This is a genomic window from Nocardia sp. NPDC003269, assembly GCF_042888005.1.
Lineage (GTDB): Bacteria > Actinomycetota > Actinomycetes > Mycobacteriales > Mycobacteriaceae > Nocardia.
Genome location: NZ_JBIAPA010000005.1, coordinates 228,923 through 244,067, shown reverse-complemented (window position 1 = coordinate 244,067; position 15,145 = coordinate 228,923). Strand labels below are relative to the sequence as shown.

17 protein-coding genes are annotated in these 15,145 nt (G+C 65.6%); 3 read left to right on the top strand and 14 right to left on the bottom strand.

Annotated elements, in window-relative coordinates:
- Positions 1-176: 176 nt before the first annotated feature.
- Positions 177-470, bottom strand: a complete 294-nt coding sequence (locus ACFYWJ_RS32460) for a hypothetical protein (RefSeq protein WP_355279823.1) — start codon at positions 468-470, stop codon at positions 177-179.
- Positions 471-662: 192 nt separating this feature from the next.
- Between ACFYWJ_RS32460 and ACFYWJ_RS32455 the strand changes: the two genes are divergently transcribed.
- A complete protein-coding gene (locus tag ACFYWJ_RS32455; RefSeq protein WP_355279826.1) occupies positions 663-2,096 on the top strand; it encodes a serine/threonine-protein kinase in 1,434 nt (477 codons plus the stop codon).
- A 388-nt stretch (positions 2,097-2,484) separates the two neighbouring features.
- Here ACFYWJ_RS32455 and ACFYWJ_RS32450 read toward each other — a convergent pair whose 3' ends face one another.
- From ACFYWJ_RS32450 to ACFYWJ_RS32430, 5 genes are all read right to left on the bottom strand, one after another.
- Complete coding sequence (locus ACFYWJ_RS32450; protein ID WP_387163597.1) at positions 2,485-2,814, bottom strand: hypothetical protein; 330 nt, start codon at positions 2,812-2,814, stop codon at positions 2,485-2,487.
- Between the two features lie 31 nt (positions 2,815-2,845).
- Entirely contained in the window at positions 2,846-3,274 is a 429-nt protein-coding gene (locus ACFYWJ_RS32445; protein WP_355279831.1) for a hypothetical protein, read from the bottom strand.
- Positions 3,271-3,921 (bottom strand): hypothetical protein, encoded by a 651-nt coding sequence (locus ACFYWJ_RS32440; RefSeq protein WP_355279832.1) that lies wholly within the window; start codon positions 3,919-3,921, stop codon positions 3,271-3,273. The genes ACFYWJ_RS32445 and ACFYWJ_RS32440 overlap by 4 nt, the downstream gene beginning before the upstream one ends.
- On the bottom strand, positions 3,905-5,020 hold the full coding sequence (locus ACFYWJ_RS32435) for a hypothetical protein (RefSeq protein WP_355279833.1): 1,116 nt from the start codon (positions 5,018-5,020) through the stop codon (positions 3,905-3,907). Before ACFYWJ_RS32435 ends, ACFYWJ_RS32440 begins: the two co-directional genes overlap by 17 nt.
- A gap of 283 nt (positions 5,021-5,303) precedes the next feature.
- Positions 5,304-7,253, bottom strand: a complete 1,950-nt coding sequence (locus ACFYWJ_RS32430; RefSeq protein WP_355279836.1) for a UvrD-helicase domain-containing protein — start codon at positions 7,251-7,253, stop codon at positions 5,304-5,306.
- A gap of 289 nt (positions 7,254-7,542) precedes the next feature.
- On the opposite strand from ACFYWJ_RS32430, the gene ACFYWJ_RS32425 reads away from it, so the two are divergent.
- Complete coding sequence (locus ACFYWJ_RS32425) at positions 7,543-8,160, top strand: hypothetical protein (protein ID WP_355279838.1); 618 nt, start codon at positions 7,543-7,545, stop codon at positions 8,158-8,160.
- A gap of 49 nt (positions 8,161-8,209) precedes the next feature.
- Here the strand turns inward: ACFYWJ_RS32425 and ACFYWJ_RS32420 are convergent, their stop codons facing one another.
- From ACFYWJ_RS32420 to ACFYWJ_RS32410, 3 genes are read right to left on the bottom strand one after another with little or no spacing between them, the layout of a single operon-like run.
- On the bottom strand, positions 8,210-8,569 hold the full coding sequence (locus ACFYWJ_RS32420; protein WP_355279841.1) for a hypothetical protein: 360 nt from the start codon (positions 8,567-8,569) through the stop codon (positions 8,210-8,212).
- Positions 8,570-8,627: 58 nt separating this feature from the next.
- Entirely contained in the window at positions 8,628-10,139 is a 1,512-nt protein-coding gene (locus tag ACFYWJ_RS32415) for a hypothetical protein (protein ID WP_355279844.1), read from the bottom strand.
- Positions 10,136-10,351 (bottom strand): hypothetical protein, encoded by a 216-nt coding sequence (locus tag ACFYWJ_RS32410; RefSeq protein ID WP_355279847.1) that lies wholly within the window; start codon positions 10,349-10,351, stop codon positions 10,136-10,138. The genes ACFYWJ_RS32415 and ACFYWJ_RS32410 overlap by 4 nt, the downstream gene beginning before the upstream one ends.
- Before the next feature lie 195 nt (positions 10,352-10,546).
- On the opposite strand from ACFYWJ_RS32410, the gene ACFYWJ_RS32405 reads away from it, so the two are divergent.
- Positions 10,547-11,218, top strand: coding sequence for a TetR/AcrR family transcriptional regulator (locus ACFYWJ_RS32405; RefSeq protein ID WP_387163592.1), 672 nt, complete (start codon positions 10,547-10,549; stop codon positions 11,216-11,218).
- Positions 11,219-11,290: 72 nt separating this feature from the next.
- Here the strand turns inward: ACFYWJ_RS32405 and ACFYWJ_RS32400 are convergent, their stop codons facing one another.
- From ACFYWJ_RS32400 to ACFYWJ_RS32380, 5 genes are all read right to left on the bottom strand, one after another.
- Complete coding sequence (locus ACFYWJ_RS32400) at positions 11,291-11,605, bottom strand: hypothetical protein (RefSeq protein ID WP_355279849.1); 315 nt, start codon at positions 11,603-11,605, stop codon at positions 11,291-11,293.
- A gap of 761 nt (positions 11,606-12,366) precedes the next feature.
- Positions 12,367-12,903: a hypothetical protein gene (locus ACFYWJ_RS32395; RefSeq protein ID WP_355279851.1), complete on the bottom strand. Its 537-nt coding sequence runs from the start codon at positions 12,901-12,903 to the stop codon at positions 12,367-12,369.
- A 53-nt stretch (positions 12,904-12,956) separates the two neighbouring features.
- On the bottom strand, positions 12,957-13,349 hold the full coding sequence (locus ACFYWJ_RS32390) for a DUF732 domain-containing protein (protein ID WP_355279853.1): 393 nt from the start codon (positions 13,347-13,349) through the stop codon (positions 12,957-12,959).
- Positions 13,350-13,562: 213 nt separating this feature from the next.
- Complete coding sequence (locus tag ACFYWJ_RS32385) at positions 13,563-14,813, bottom strand: hypothetical protein (protein WP_355279855.1); 1,251 nt, start codon at positions 14,811-14,813, stop codon at positions 13,563-13,565.
- Positions 14,810-15,025 (bottom strand): hypothetical protein, encoded by a 216-nt coding sequence (locus tag ACFYWJ_RS32380; RefSeq protein WP_355279858.1) that lies wholly within the window; start codon positions 15,023-15,025, stop codon positions 14,810-14,812. Before ACFYWJ_RS32380 ends, ACFYWJ_RS32385 begins: the two co-directional genes overlap by 4 nt.
- Positions 15,026-15,145 lie beyond the last annotated feature (120 nt).

Genomic DNA, 15,145 nt, shown 5'->3' with positions numbered 1-15,145 from the left:
GCACAGTCCTGTTCTCGTCGACCCGCACCGCCTGCGCGATGGCGTCACCCCTTGTTTCCCTGGCAGCAACAGTAGCTGCCAGGCGGCCCGTGAGAAGCATCGCCGGGGGGATCCCGGCTGTTTCGTCAGAGGGTGTGTTGCGGGCAGTAGGCCTCGATCGCTGCGGCGAGGAACGTTTAGGGGTATTTCAAGGCGTCGCGGGTGCTCTCGGCGAGCCCGATCTGGTTGGCTGCGGAGTTGCCGTGTGCGTCGAGCCATCGGCATTCCGACCGTGTCCGCCGGATGGCGGCATTCTGCACGTCGCAGTCCTCGTCGTCGTGGTTCGACCCACGCAGGAATCGCCGATCGGCAGCGCTGCGTGCGCCGCCGCTCTCGCTCGACGAGCCGCCGGCGGAACCGGTGCTGGGAGCGGCGGCGGTGAGGGTGAGAGCGGTCGCGCCGGCAGCCAGCAGGGCGGAGAGGGTACGCATAGGTTGTCCTTGCTCTCTAGATGAACTATGCACACAATTCGTTGTAGTTGAAATCAATGTCAAACGATTCAGTTGAAGATGTCTGTGCTTAGCATGCGGGGGTCCGATGCGACGGGTACATGCGAGGATTGGAACAGTCGGTGTGCCCGCATCGCATGAGGGCGGGTGGGAGCCATCGGGAGTGACGGAGGGATGGCCGTGCAACCGCAGGTTGTCGGAGGGCGCTACGAGCTCATCGGTCAGATCGGCGCCGGCGGGATGGGGCAGGTGTACGAGGGGTTCGACCGGCACCTCGAGCGGCGGGTCGCCGTGAAGTTCACCCAGCCGAGTCTGGACGGCGAACCGGGCTGGACGAAGCGGTTCTTCCGGGAAGCCAAGCTGATGGCGGGACTGCGCCATCCGGGGTTGCCCGCGATCTACGACATCGGCCTCGGATCAGGCGAGAGCGAACGACCCTATCTCGTCATGGAGTTCATCGACGGCATCACCTTCGACGACGTGCTCGCCGAACACGGTCCGCTGCCGGTCGGTGTGGTCGCGGCGCTCGGCGCGCAGACCGCCGCTGTGCTCGCTGCCGCGCACCGGGACAACATCTTTCATCGCGATCTGAAACCGCCGAATCTGATGCTGTGCGCCGACGGAACCGTGAAAGTGCTGGACTTCGGGTTGGCGGTCGTCCTGGATGCAGACGTCACCCGCTACACGACCACCGGTAACACCCTCGGAACCCCTGCGTTCATGGCGCCCGAACAGATCGAGGGCAAGCAGGTTCTGCCCCAGACCGACCTGTATGCGCTCGGGCTGGTACTGCACGAACTGCTCACCGGCAGGCGGGTGATGACCGGGGTCACGCCCTTTGTCATCTGGCAGAACCAGATTCATCGTCCGGCGGCCGAGATCGGCGCACTGCGTCGCGACGTGCCCGCCGATCTGGCCGAGCTGATCATGGACATGCTGGCGAAGTCGCCCACGCTGCGACCAGCGGATGCGTCGGCTGTCCACGATCGGCTGCTTCGGCACGCCACCGGGTTCGGCGAGCTGGCCCAGGTCGATGATCGGCACGGACCTGCCGGGATGTATGCGCGGGCGATTGCCGTCGGCTACCCCGGGAACCCGCCCGAGCCGGAGATCGTGGCGGCTGCCCCCGCGGACAGTCCCGTGATCACGGAGCTACCGGCCGACGCCCCGAAGGCCAGCCGGGACAGTCTTCGCCGGGTCATGGAACAGACCAGGGTGCTGGTGAATCCCGGGGAACGGGACGATGTGGCGCATCAGCTGCGCACTGTCATCGATGCCGTGGTGCCTGAGCTCGGGGATGCGGACGCGGATGTGGTCAGCGCCCGGATCGGGCTGGCGGACCTGCAGTTCGACAGCGGCCATGATCGCGACGCCGCACCGGCGTATCGAAGCCTGGTCGAGGAGCTGACGGCTGCGCTGGGTCCCTACGATCCGCAGGTGCTGCACTGCCAGACCAGGCTGGCACGGTGTGAGGCGCGATCGGGTGATGTGCGGACAGCGCTGCAGCGACTTCAACGGCTCCACGGTCAAATGGCGATTCGCTACGGTGAGCAGGATCGGCGCGTGATCGAGCTGGCATCGCAGATCAGGGGAGTCGAGGCGGAGTAACCGATGGTGCGGACACGGATCGGCTTGTGCTACGAACTGATCGACGAGATCAGCTCCGGCGGTATGGGCTCGGCGTGGCGCGGTTACGACACTGTCCTCGGTCGTGAAGTGGCCATCAAACTCATACAGCACACGCACCCGAGCTCGGTGGCCGAAGCCGCCGAGCTCGCGGAACGCTTTCGAAGGGAAGCGCGGATCACCGCACGGGGAGGGCGGTGTCGGCAGGCGGTCGGATTCGGTCAGCGTGACGGTTCGCGCGCCCGTGTTTCCGAGATTTCCTCCGCCCACCGGTCGCGGTTCGGGCCACGAGGAGTTTGCGGATTCGGTCGGGGTGAGTGCGCTGCTCACCAGGTCGTGGTCGAGGATATGACCAGGCGGGTCGAGATCTTCAGGCTGAGAACACGACGAGAAACGCCGCAAGCAGCAGCCCGGCAAGTGTTAGTGAGGCCGTCGCCGCCGCGCCGAACCAGCGCGTCTTCCTGTAGGTAGCGAGTGCGATCGCGGCCGCCGCAAGCGCGGCGAACAGTGCACCGATGATGGACCAATAGCCGATCGACGCGAACAGACCGGCATCATCGGTCAGTCCGAGTAACCGTCTCAGCCGCTTCGCGATAGCGGGAATGGCCCGAATTCCGGCGAACCATCCGACGGCTATCCCGCTCACCGCCTGGAGGGTCGCATTCAGCACTGCCATCGCTTTGCCCAAGCTGAACGCCATTGCTTTCTCCGGCTGGGCCTCGGGAGCCCGGTCAGCAGGCAGCTCGGAGGAACACCCGGTGGGTGCCTGTTCCGAGGTCATGAATCACCACCCATCTGGCGTCGGCCCGGTTCGGTTCAACAGAGTGCTCGTTTCCTGTGCTGGAACCGAGGGTGTCGGCGTCGCTCCAGTATTGCTTCCAGGAGTCCGGCACATTGGGTTCGAACCGGTCCAGTGCCGATTCGCGCTTGAACTCGGCGATCTTGTCCGAGTGCATTTCGATGATCGCTGTCGCTATCCGATCGGTGAAGAATGACTCTTCCCGGTATTCGCGGAGCTCGGTGCCGGCCGGGAACACCAATTTTCCACAGGCGGCCATCGACCGTAGATCTGCTTTATCGCTCGAGCAGCCGGCTATGAATGCAAGAATCGAACCCAGGGCGACGATTCGTAGAGTCGTGTGGCGCGCATGGGCAGTCACAGCAGCTGGTTTCGTGTTTCGACCGACGCTGATTGGCCTCTGGCTACGAAGCTGCGAGCCCACCCGAATTCCTCCAGTTCGCGCATATGATTCCCGATCTCGTTCGCCATGTTCAACTTCAGATTTCCAAACGGCTGCCAAGTTGTGGTGTCGAAATTGTAGTAGTCCCAGACGTATACCTTGTAGGCTATTTCTGCGCGCAGACCATCGGCGGACTCTCTGACGACGGTGTCACTTCCGACCGCAACCGAGAAGTGGCCGATGCCGTAGGCCACGTCGCCGTCCTCGGTGGGGCCTGCCGGCAGCCAGTCCGATGTCAACTCGCGCAACACGCCGAGCTGCGGATCGCGGCGGGCTTGTTCGGTGATCGAGACCAAGGCCTCGGTGACCTTGGACTGCACGTCGGCTGTCGCGACGACCTTCTGGAAGTGGTCGTTCTGGATCGAATAGTCGGAGGTCGGTCCGGGGTTGGACAGGTAGAACGCCAGCAATGCTGTCGAAAAGTCGTAGTCGTAGAAGTCGAAGACTCCCATCGCGGTCGGCGCGTCGACAGTCTTGTAGATCCGAGCCTTGGTTTTGTCCCCGAAGCTGGTCCTGGATCCGTACGCTGCCGGATTCTGCTTCGTTGGATCAGGGGGCGGTTTCAATGCTGTTCTCCCACCATACGTTGTCACCGAATCCGAAGCGTGCGACACCCAAGTCCACGACTACTTTCTCGGGCGCCTCGAATTCGTTGACATTTATCGCAGGAATCGTCCGGCCCGGGGTGTAATCCGCTGCGGTCGAAAGGTATCCGACGAGCGTGGCTATAGCGTCTCTTCGGGCGTCCGCGGACTTCCTCAACGTGTCGACTGCCGACGATATCTCCTGTTTGATCGATTCTTGAAGGGGGCTGTCGATCAACTGTGCCCAGTGTCCGAGCGGGAGGTTGAAGCCGAGGAAGCTCATCGATTGCATGATCCCGCTGGTCAATGCCATTGCCTGGTTGTAGACCAGGCGTTCGAGGCATATGCCGCCGTTCTCGACGATCTTCGACACGGCGTTCAGGTCGTCACTTCGTCCGGTGGCCGTTTGAGAAAGCGTGGATGCGCTCGACCCGAAGGCGCCAGCTGCGTCTCCCTGCCAACTGTTCTGTAACCATCGTGTGCCCTCGCTGAGGTTCTGCGACACGACATAGTCGTTGATGCTGAGGCTGCCGATGCGCCTGCTGATCGCCTGCAGTGCCTCCCAATCGGCCTCCAACGGTGCCAGGTAGTCCGCGGCGGGCTTCATGCCGATCGCCGCACTCAATGCTTCGTCGTACCCGGACAACTGTTCGATCGCGCTGACCACGACCGCGCGGACCGTGTACACCTCCTCCGGCGTGTCCAGGAGGGTGGGTAATTGCAGTCCTCCGAAGCGCTTCACGGTGGTGTCGGTGCCGGTCGCGGTGTTGGAATCCCCTGGCGCGATCTTCGAGAGATCGGCCGCCGTGGCATCGTCTGTGGACTCGAATTCGGCCGCGGCCGTAGCCAAGTTCGTGCGGAGCGTGCTGATGGCCGTCAGATCCGTTTGTTGCGCCGCCGAAATCGCGCTGCGGAACTTCTCGAACGCTGGTGCCAGTGTGGCGATGATCCCGGATGCTCCGGTCGGCAGCGCTACTGCGGGTAGCAGCCGTGCGGTGTTCGACGCCAGCGACGTACCAGCATCCTCGAGGTCCAGCTGGAATCCGGTCAGGCAGCCGAAGTCGATGATGAGATCGGTCATGCTGTCACCGCATAAGTCCAGCTGGCAACGTGGCCCGCCCTGTAGGTCGAGCTGTCTTGTACGGCAACGTGATACGGACGAAACATGAACCCCTCTTCGAACCGGCGCCAGCCTATCGCACCATGCGCACGCGAAAATGTAGCGGTGGAGATGGTCGCCGGGTGACCTGGATGGCTTGGGAAGTTCGCCCGGACGAGATCGGCGCCGCGAGCTCACCTCGAACTGATCAACCATGACAAAGACGACGGACGGTCGGCTGCTGTTCGAGCCGCGCCCCGGTCTATCAATCGGTGAGCACACCCACCCAGAGGTAGTCGCGGGCTCGGCTGGCGGCTACCAAGTGCTGGCGGGCTTGAAGTTCGGCCTGGTCGCGGGCGGCGGGGGTGAGATCGGCGAGGTTGGTTGGGGGTTGTTTGGTGAGGAGGAAGACGGCGGTGAAGTCCATGCCCTTGGCGCGGTGGATGGTGCCGACCTTGATGTCGGTGGTTTGGGTGCCGTCGTAGTGTTCCAAGGGGATGGCGGGGAAGCCTGCTCGGCGGAGGATGGTCAGGTAGCGGCTGATGTAGCTGCGGTACGGGACGATCACGGCGATGTCTGCGCCGGTCAGGTTCGCGGCCTGGATCGCCCTGGGCAGGGCTGACTCTGCTTGGTAGCGGGTGAGGTGCTCCTCGACGACTTCACCGTCGGGGAGGGTGGAGTCGCTGTCGCGCAGCACGACGCCGGTGCCGCCGTCGAGGTCGTCGACGGTGTCGGAGGCTTCGATGCGTCGGGCGTAGTCGAGGATCGCGGCTCGGTTGCGGTAGTTGGTGCGCAGGACGCGGCCGCGGCCGCCGAGCAGCGGAATGCCCGCCTCGGAGAGTGTGCAGCCGCCGGCGTAGACCTCCTGCTGGCCGTCACCGACCAGCAGGAGCAGGGAATCCGGTCTGGCGCCGGCAATTTCGTAGACGAGCTGGAGTTGGCAGAGGGTGAAGTCCTGGACTTCGTCGACGACCACCAGGTCGAAACTCTCACGCTCGGTGAGTGGGCGCGCACGGAGTTCTTCGATGGCGAGCGAGATGAGGTCGTTGTAGTCGTGGGCGCCGCGGGTCGCGAGGCCGTGCTGGTAAGGCTCGTACCAGTTTTTCCAGACGAATTCGCGGCGGTTTCCATGGAGGCTGATTCCCTCCCGGCCTCGTCGCTGCACCTGCTTGTATGCCTCGACGCTCGGCAGGCCGCGGCCCTTGATGACACGGTCGATCTCGTCGTGCCAATAGCCGAAGTCGGTGCCTTCGACTTTGTCCAAAGTGTGGCGAGCGCCGCGCCAGACGTCGGCGAGCGCGGCGTCGACAGCCTTCTCGTCGAGATTGAACGACACGCCCCGCTCGCCAAGGAATTTGACGGTCCAGGCGTGCAAACCAGTGAAGACTGCGCGATCCACCGCCCTAGGTGCCAAGCGGGCGAAGCCGCGTTCGTGGAAGGTGGGAAGGGTTTTGACGAAGGTGGTGAACAGGAGGCGGCCCGGATGGCGTTTGGCCCAGTGGGCCATGCGGTGCAATGCCACGACGGACTTACCGGTGCCGGCCGGTCCGCTGATGCGAGCGGGACCGGTGAAGGTGGTCTGCACCAGAGTGAGCTGGGCCGGGTCGAGAAAGGTCATCCAATCGCTGAACGGGCGGGCGAGAGCCGCAGCGCGTTCGGCTTCATTGAGGTCGGTTTCGGTGAAAAGGCCTGCGAGGTCGGTGGACTCGTCGGCGGTCGGTAGATCGAGGTGCAGGCGGATGAACTTGTCGACGCTCGACGCCGCGAGTTGGGCGGAGCGGGCCGGCTTGAACCGTCGCTCGCGCCGGATCAGGGTGTCGAGCAAGGCGGCTTCGTCGACGACGTGGATGCGGCCATCGGATTCGGCACGAATTCGGCCGGGGAGCACGACGACGATCTCGACCATGTGCGGGACGAATCGGAAGTCGGCGGCAGAAAGTCGCACGAGTGGTTCTTCGGCGTGCTTGCGCAGATCGCTGAGCTCGGAGGCATCGGGGGCGGTAGCGGCGAACACTATCGCGAAGACGCCGGTGGGACCGATCGCGAAGGCGGTCGGGTGGGCGGGCCGTCGAGTTCCCAGGCGGGCCAGCAGATGCCAGCCCTCGGTGGCGAGAATGCCCGTGAGAACTCGACGTTCCGGCGAACTCAGGTGGGCCTGTTCGGCGAGTGCCTGTTCGGCGGCCCGCAGGCGGCGCTCACGTCGGATATTGGCCATGGTTTCCCCCTAGAACCCTGGTCTGGGCGTTCGTTGCCGAAGCTAACCCGTTGTCTCCCAACATAGTTGATACGTCGGGACGGCGTGAGGTGAACGGGGCGCGTTCGATCGGAGGCTGCCAGCGACTAGGGCCTCGTGGGCGACGGGACTGGGGATAAGGCCTGCTGGATTCGGCAGCGTCTTCAGAGGCGGCGGGCCGGCGGTGTTCGAAGGGTGAGTCGTTATGGCTTGTTGATGCGCCTGGTCATCAGCCCGGTCTGGTTGCTAAGCACACCGATATGGTTCAGCGGTGAGGCTTTGGACGTTGCAGGCGCCGGAAGTTGTCGCGATATTGCGTCACGCTGGCGTCTATCGCGCCGACTGGGATCTGGTGGTCGGCAACTGGCGTGGTGCGTACGCCGACATGGTGGCAGAGATGGGGCGGCGGGGAATCGACTGTGGTGGGGCGCCGCCGGTGTGGTGCTGGCCCGGGCGGGCGTGGCGGCGTGGGGCTGTTCGGTCATCGGCGAGCATGTTGCTCGGTGACCATGAATGGGCACACGGTCGGTGGTTGTTGAAGCTTGATGTGCCTGCGGAGGTGTCGCTGGCGACTTCGTACGCGGTGTGGAACGAGTATCTCGGCTACGCGGCTGGGTTTCAGGACCAACCGGAACAGATGGATTGGTCCGGGCGGAAGACGTGGGAGTTCGACGAGATTCAGGTGTGTGTTCCGGAATTGCGGCGGGAGTGGGTGGTGCGTGCTCGGCCGTACCCGCCTGATGCGGACACGGTTGCTCGGATCGAGGCGGACCCGTTGCTGCGCGATCTCTACGTCCCGACTCGTGGTGGGCTGTGGAGCGGAACGATTCGGGATCGCTGGGCAGGTGCTCAGTGCAGACGAGGACCGACCACATCACGGTCTGCGTAGTTTATGCGTGGCGCCCGCCGACTTCACCAGGTACGCAACGTATCTCGACTCATTGGCCGAACGAGTATCGAAGGTTAGCGTTGATCAAGGTGTTCAGGCGGTAGCGAAGGTGACCGATCGCGGAGTCGTCGAGGTTCGGAGTGTCGATGTAGAGGGTCCAGCGGAGGTCTGTGCCGCCTCGGCCGTCCGTGGGGAGGTCGAAACGGATACGGGCCGTGGGGTGTTTCGGCCACAGTGAGCTCCAGATGACGAGGTCGGGATCGTTGTGCTCGAGGATGGTCGGGCGTTGCTCGTCGGGGAGCAGGATCAGCCAGGGGCGGGTCGGGTCGCGGTCCGGGTTTGTCAGCGCGGCGTAGACGGCGTGGGGCGGGGCGGGTTGGTTGCGCTTTCGGCTGCCTATGGGGTGCATGGCGCGGATGGTAGTGGGGAACCGCGGTCGGGCGTGGTGACCGCGGTTCGGCGGTGGGTCAGGTCGACAGGGCGTTGGCGATGTCGCTGTGTCCGCAGCGGGCTGCTTGGGGTGCGAGGAGAGTGCGGAGTCGGGGAGGGAGGTCGGAGTTGATGGCCGCCACGGACTTCCACATTTCTGGGTCGGTGGTCGTGAACGAAGTGACCAGGGACTCGAGGTCGTCGAAGTCGGCGAGTAGGGTGAGTGAGCGGGTTCGGGCGGCGGGGGCCTGGCGGAGGACGATGCGGATCAGGGTGTTGGTGGCGCCGGCGGCGGGGGTCGCGGTGAGGGCGGCATGGAAGTCGGGGGTGGTAAGGGTGGCGATGGTGGTGGCGAGGTGGTCGTGGGTGTGGGGCGGGAGGGCGTCGACGAGGGGGAGGGCCGCGGACCAGAGGTTGTGGGCGGCGGCCGTGGTGACGGCGGCCGACAAGGTGTCCGGGCGGTGCATGACGGGGAGGGCGGCGAAGCGGCGGCGGTCGGGTTCGTCGAAGGCCAGTGCTACGGGGATGAGGATGTCCCAGTGGTCGCCGGTGTGGGCCTGCTCGATGAGCGCGGTGAGTGCGTCGTCGGGTTCCGCGGAGATTCGGGCGGCGACGGTGTGGAGCTGGGCTGGTGACAAGTGTTGGGCGAGGGGGAGCAGGTCGAGCCAGAGATCGTGGGTGAGCGCGAGGTCGACGACGCCGGTGAGGACGGCCGGGTCCTGCATGAGTGGGCGTTCGACGAGACGTTGCAGGGCGGTGGATTCCATGCCCGCGGCTACCGGGAGGAGGGTGTCCCAGGCGTCGAGCTCGGTGACGGCGGTGAGTAGGGCGTCGAGGATTTCGGGGGCTTGATCGGCGACGACATTGCCCAGGTGGGAGCGTTCGGTGGGGCCCAGGAGGTCGAGGAGGGCGATGGCTTCGGGCCACTGGTTTTCGGCGGCGGTGGCGCGGATCATGCCGGGGATGCGGTCGGTGACGATGGTGAGGAGGCGGTCGGCGGCGTCGGTGTTCTCGAGGTAGTAGCCGACGTGGAGGAGGTCGATGTCGGCGGCGTGGGGGAGGGCGGCGCGCAGGACCTGGTCGGGGACGGCGCCGGCCAGGCGGCCCATGGTGAGGTAGTCGCCGCGGGCGATGAGTTCGCGGGCGGTGGCGGCGGCCATGCGGTCGGGGACTTCGGCGATGAGGGCGGTGGCGCGGCGGGGGTCGAGGGTGACGGTGGCGTCGGCGAGGAAGGTGGGGGAGAGGGCGCCGGCGATGGCTACGGCGCGGGCGGGGTCTACCGAGCCGGCGATCGCGGCGGCCAGGACGGGGCCGAAGGCGGCTTCGGTGATCTTGGCGGCGATGGGCGCGGGGATGAGTTTGGCGGCGGCGCCGATGCGTTGCATGCGGCGGGACTCGCGGTCGGCGATGGTGGTGGTGATCTGGTCGCGGAACCGGCGCAGTGCCTCGGGTGGGAGGTCGGCCAGGAAGTCGAGGTCGGTGGAGTCGCGGCGGTCGAGGACGCGGGCGAGCTTGGCGATCTCGGCGGTGCTGTGGTGGGTGGTGGTCACAGGCCGAGCACCTTCTTCACCGCGGGGCGGGCGAGGCGGGGGATCAGGCGCATGCCGGAGTTGACGGCGTCGTCGAGGGCGGCGCGGCGGGTGTCGAACGCGGCGCGGACGTAGGTGTCGAGGACCGTCAGCTGCTCGGGGGTGAGGTTCGCGAATTCCGGGGGTGGTGGGGCGCCGAGTGTCGCGGTGAGTTGAGCCAGGGCATCCGGCACGGACCTTCTCCTTCGCTGCGGTGTTCGGCAGAACGTACTGCCGGTACGAATTCCGATACTGCCGGTCCGGAAGGGGAATGTAAAGCGGGCTGGCTGGGTGGTGTCGCTGGTCATACCTGGCGAACGGGGTGCTTACCGGAGCGAGTCGAGGTGATGCTGCCAGGTCGTACTTGCGGTACGTGTACGGTGTGACGGGTGACCAGACCGAGCCGCCGACCGCCGCCGGTGAGCCGGGATGTCATCGTCGATGCCGCGATCCGCGTGCTCGATCGGGACGGGCCGCGGGTCAGCATGGATTCCTTCGCCGCCGAGGCGGGGATCACCAAGCCGCGGTTGTATCGGCAGTTCGCCGACAAGAGTGATCTGTACACGGCCATCGGCAACCGGTTCGCCGATACCGCTTTCGCCGCGACCGGCACCGATCTGACGCTGCTGCTTCAGCCGCCGCGGGAGGCGATCGCGCGGGCGCTCGGAGATTACGCCGTCGGGATTCTCGACCATCCGAATGTGTTCCGGTTTCTGGCGCAGGCGCATGCCGGAACGAGTGGGGACGGGGCGACCGGGCAGTACGACCTCAGCAGTGCGGTCGCGGCTCGGTTCACGAAAAGGGCACGGTCGGTGGCGGATTCGATTCCGTTGGATGCCGAGGGGATCGAGTATCTGGCGCGGGCGATCGTCGGGGTGATGATCGCGCTCACCGATCTGTGGTTGAGTGAGGACGAACCGGATTCGGGTGAATTCGTCCGGCGGGTGGGGGAATTGGTGTGGGGGATGATCGATGCGTTCTTGCGGGGGCGTGGGGTGGAGGCGGCGCCTGATGTGCCGATCTTCGTCACGCTGGCGGCGCTGAACGCGGATCCGGAGTAGCGGTTCGGGAGGCTCGTCAGCAGGCAGCTCGGAGGAATACCCAGTGGGTACCCGTTCCGAGGTCGTGGGCCACTACCCATCTGGTTGCGGCCAAGCTCGGTCCGTCCGAGTGCTCGCTTCCGGTGTTGGAATCGAGTTGATCGGCGTCGCTCCAGTGCAGATTCCAGTAGGTCGGCACGCCGGTTCGAACCAATCGAGTGCCGATTCGCGCTTGAACTCGGCGATCTCGGCGTCGACGACTGCTGTCGATACTTGGTCGTTGAAGAAGCCCTGCTCTGTGTATTCACGGAGTTCGGTGCCGGCAGGGAACATTATCTCTCCACAGACGGCTATCGCCAGCAGATCCGCTTGTCGTTCGAGCAGCCGACGATGGATACGAGCATCCATCCGAGGACGGCGATTCGAGTCGTCACGCTGCGGCGAGAGCGGTGAGTTCGAGGGCAGTTCAAGGCAGTTCGAGTGGGGTGCTGCAGGAGACCGTCTCCGGTCCGGTGGTCGGGACGCTGTACAAGGGCTCGCCGTCGAGGTCGCGGGGATCTGGGTCGGCCGTCGACCCGAAGCCAAGGCAGAACGAGATCGGATGGGGAGGGGTGGTGAGCGGTGGCAGATGCTCCGTCGCAGACGGTCCTTCCGGATGGATCACATGCAGCGGTAAGGGCACGTGAATGGTGTCTGTGAGGGTGGATCCGGGTTCGACCCGGGACGCCAGGGGCGGCGGTAGCGGCATCGACCGCGGTATGACGCAGTTCGGCGATCGGTACAGGAGCGCTCGTTGGCTGATCTCGACAACACCGTCAGTGCGCGGTACGACGTAGTGTCTCTCGCGAGGTGTGGCCGCGCCGGTGTCCTGCTGGATTCGGTTGAGCACGTACGCGGTACTGGTCCGATTGTTGGTTGCCGTGTAGTGGATGATCAGTTCGGTCGGAGTCGTCGTGAAGTCCACTGTCAGCCCGAGCTTTTGGTCCCACTGCGCCGGGGCGGGTTCGCACCAGTGATTTTGGTTTCCGTCGGTCGGAGTGGTCGGAGGCGGTGGGGAGGTGGCCGGAATCCCCGTGTATTGCGCAGTCGAGTCCTGTCCCGGGGTGCATCCGGTGAAGAGAAGAATCGACGACACGAGAAGGACGCGTCGTGGGTTCATAGGCTATCGATCAGTTCTGGTGCACATCACCGAGCACCGTTGTGACGAAGCGCATCACCTGGAGATCATCGATGCCGCTCGGCTCCGCCCGGTTGATGGCATTGAGCAGCAGGTGCGCGATACGGTCCGGCTCGTTGTCCCATTCGTCTTTGTCGTATCCGAAGTCGGCTGTGATTCCGTAGCTTTCGCGAAGTTCCACCGCGAGAGCGGCGATTGCATCCAGCCGGGTCGCGCCGGGGCGCAGGCAATGTAGGCCCGGGCCTTCGAGGTACCACCGGCATCCAGCCGGCGGCGCCTCGTCGGCAATCGCGGAGATCCGCGCCTCGTCGTTGTTCCAGTCGAAGAACACGGTGAAGGGGTATAGGTGTGTGCCGCTCGTGTCGACGAGGATGAGGTCGCGCGCGATCTGGTACCAGCGATCGGGATCGATCAGTTTCGCGATATCGAAGGTCGCGCCGCGTAAGTCCTCGACTTCCACCTCCTGTCCGCAGCTACTGCGGATCCGCCAGCCTCCATCGACGGGAGTAATTGTCGCGATCTCCGGCACGGCGGCAATACTGCCACAGGGAGGACCCGCCCCGGCTGCTTCTCCTACTCGGGCTACGGAGCCGCGTCCGCGAGGTTCCCCGCAAACTCTGCGGACGGTGGACAGAGGTATTTGATGCTCGCTCCAGCGACGACCTCCATGGAATGGAAGTCGTCCGCGCGCGTGTTCGGCAGCATCGCGCTGCTGATATCTCCACGTCCGCTATATATCTGGTTGCAGATCCGGCGGCCCTGGATGGCGAGGTCGGTATCGGAGATGCCGGTTCGGTCGACGCCGGCTACCTCGATCGAGCGCAGAAATCCAGGGACGTCTTCGGTTTGCGCGTCGATCTGTCCCTGGACCCAGGGGTCTGGACGTGGAGCGGCACCGGCTGTTCCGGTAGTGAGCATGACGCCCACGGCGAGCGCGGCAAGGAGCGGCGAAACACAGTGACGTGCTGGCAACATCACGTCACTCTACCCGCGCTCCATCGATGCTCCAGGTGGTCTTTCGGTCGTCGTTTCGATGGAGGTCGGGTGCGCATCGACGGGCAGAGAGGCTGGACCGGATCGTTGCATGATCGAAGAGTTTCGGCGACCGATCAGTGACTCGGCCCCAGCGACCCGCGGACGGTCGGCGGTGGGTTCCCGCTCTCGGTCACATCATTGTGACGATCCTGGTTAAGCGTCGCTCGACAGCGCGGACGCTACTTCGTCGAGGCCGCAGGTGCGGGCCTGGACGACGAGGAGTTTGCGCATGCGGTCGGGGAGTTCGTCGGTGATCGCGACGAGGGTTTCCCAGGCTTTGGCGTCGCCGCCGCCGAGGAGTTCGACGAGGGAGTCGAGTTCGGGGAGGCCGTCGAGGAGGGTGAGGACTCGGGTTCGGGGTTCGCCTTCGACGATCAGGGCCAGGGGGAGCATGGTGGGGGCTTCGGGGCTGGCCAGGATGATCAGGTCGCGGAGGGCGGGGTCGGGTTCGGCGAGGACGCGGGTCGCGATGCAGCGCTGTTGGGCGGGGTCGAGGTGGCGGACCAGGGGGAGGAGGTCTAGCCAGAGGCCCTGGGCCAGGGAGATGTCGGAGACTCGTTGCAGGGTGGCGGGGTCGTGCATGACGGGGCGTTGGGCCAGGCGTTGGAGGCCGGTGATGGCCATGCCCGCGGCGACGGGGAGGAGGGCGTCCCAGGCGTCGAGGGTGGTGACGGCGGTGAGGAGGCCGTCGAGGATCTCGTCGTCTTGTTCGGCGACGATGTCGGCCATGCGGGCGCGTTCCTCGGGGCCGATGATGTCGAGGAGGGAGATGGCGTCGGCCCATTTCTCCTCCGCGTACATGGCGGTCACCATGCCGGGGACGCGGTCGGTGACCATGTTCAGCAGGCGTTCGGCCTGGGAGCTGTCCTCGAGGTGGAGGCCGACCTGGAGGATGTCGCTGTCGGCGGCTTGGGGGAGGGCGGCGAACAGGATGGAGTCGGGCATGGCGCCGGCCAGGCGGCCCATGGTGAGGTAGTCGCCGCGGGCGATGAGTTCTTGGGCGACCTCGGCGGCCATCGCGTCAGGGACGCGGGCGATGACTTCGGCGGCGCGTTTCGGGTCGAGGAGGACCGTCGCGTCGGCGAGGAACTTGGGGGACAGGGATTCGGCGATGCCGACCGCGCGGGCGGGCTCGACGGCGCCGGCGACCGCGGCGGCCAGGGCCGGGCCGAGTGCTTTCTCGGCGACCAGCGCGGCGATCGGCTTCGGGACGAGTTTCACGGCGGCGGCGACGCGCTGCATGCGCAGGACGTCGCGGCCGGACATCTCGTCGCTGACCTGATCCCGGTATGCCTTGATGGCCGAAGGGGGTTGCGTCTTCAGGTAATCCAGTTCGGCGGGGTCGACGCCGAGGACGCGAGCCAGCTTGGCGATCTCGGCGATCGTGTGTCGCACGCTGCTCATAGTCCTAGGACCTTTCGGACGGCGGGGCGGGCCAGACGGGGGATCAGGTGCATGCCCGCTCCGAGGGCGTCGTCCATGGCGGCCTTGCGGGCGGCCAGTGCCGATTCGGTGAGGTTGTGGAGGTGGGTGAGGTCGGCGACGTCGAGGGTCGCGAAGTCCGCCGGGGGAGGGGCTCCGAGGGTCGCGGTCAGCTGGTCGAGGCGGTCCGGCACCGGGGGCTCCTTCGATAGTGTTGGGGCAGTGGCGATTACACGATAGCGGTGGGCGGCTGTCGTCGCCTTCTGTGCGGGGGTGAGCTCAGCCGCGCGCGGCCGCCTCTCCTCTCCGGTTCG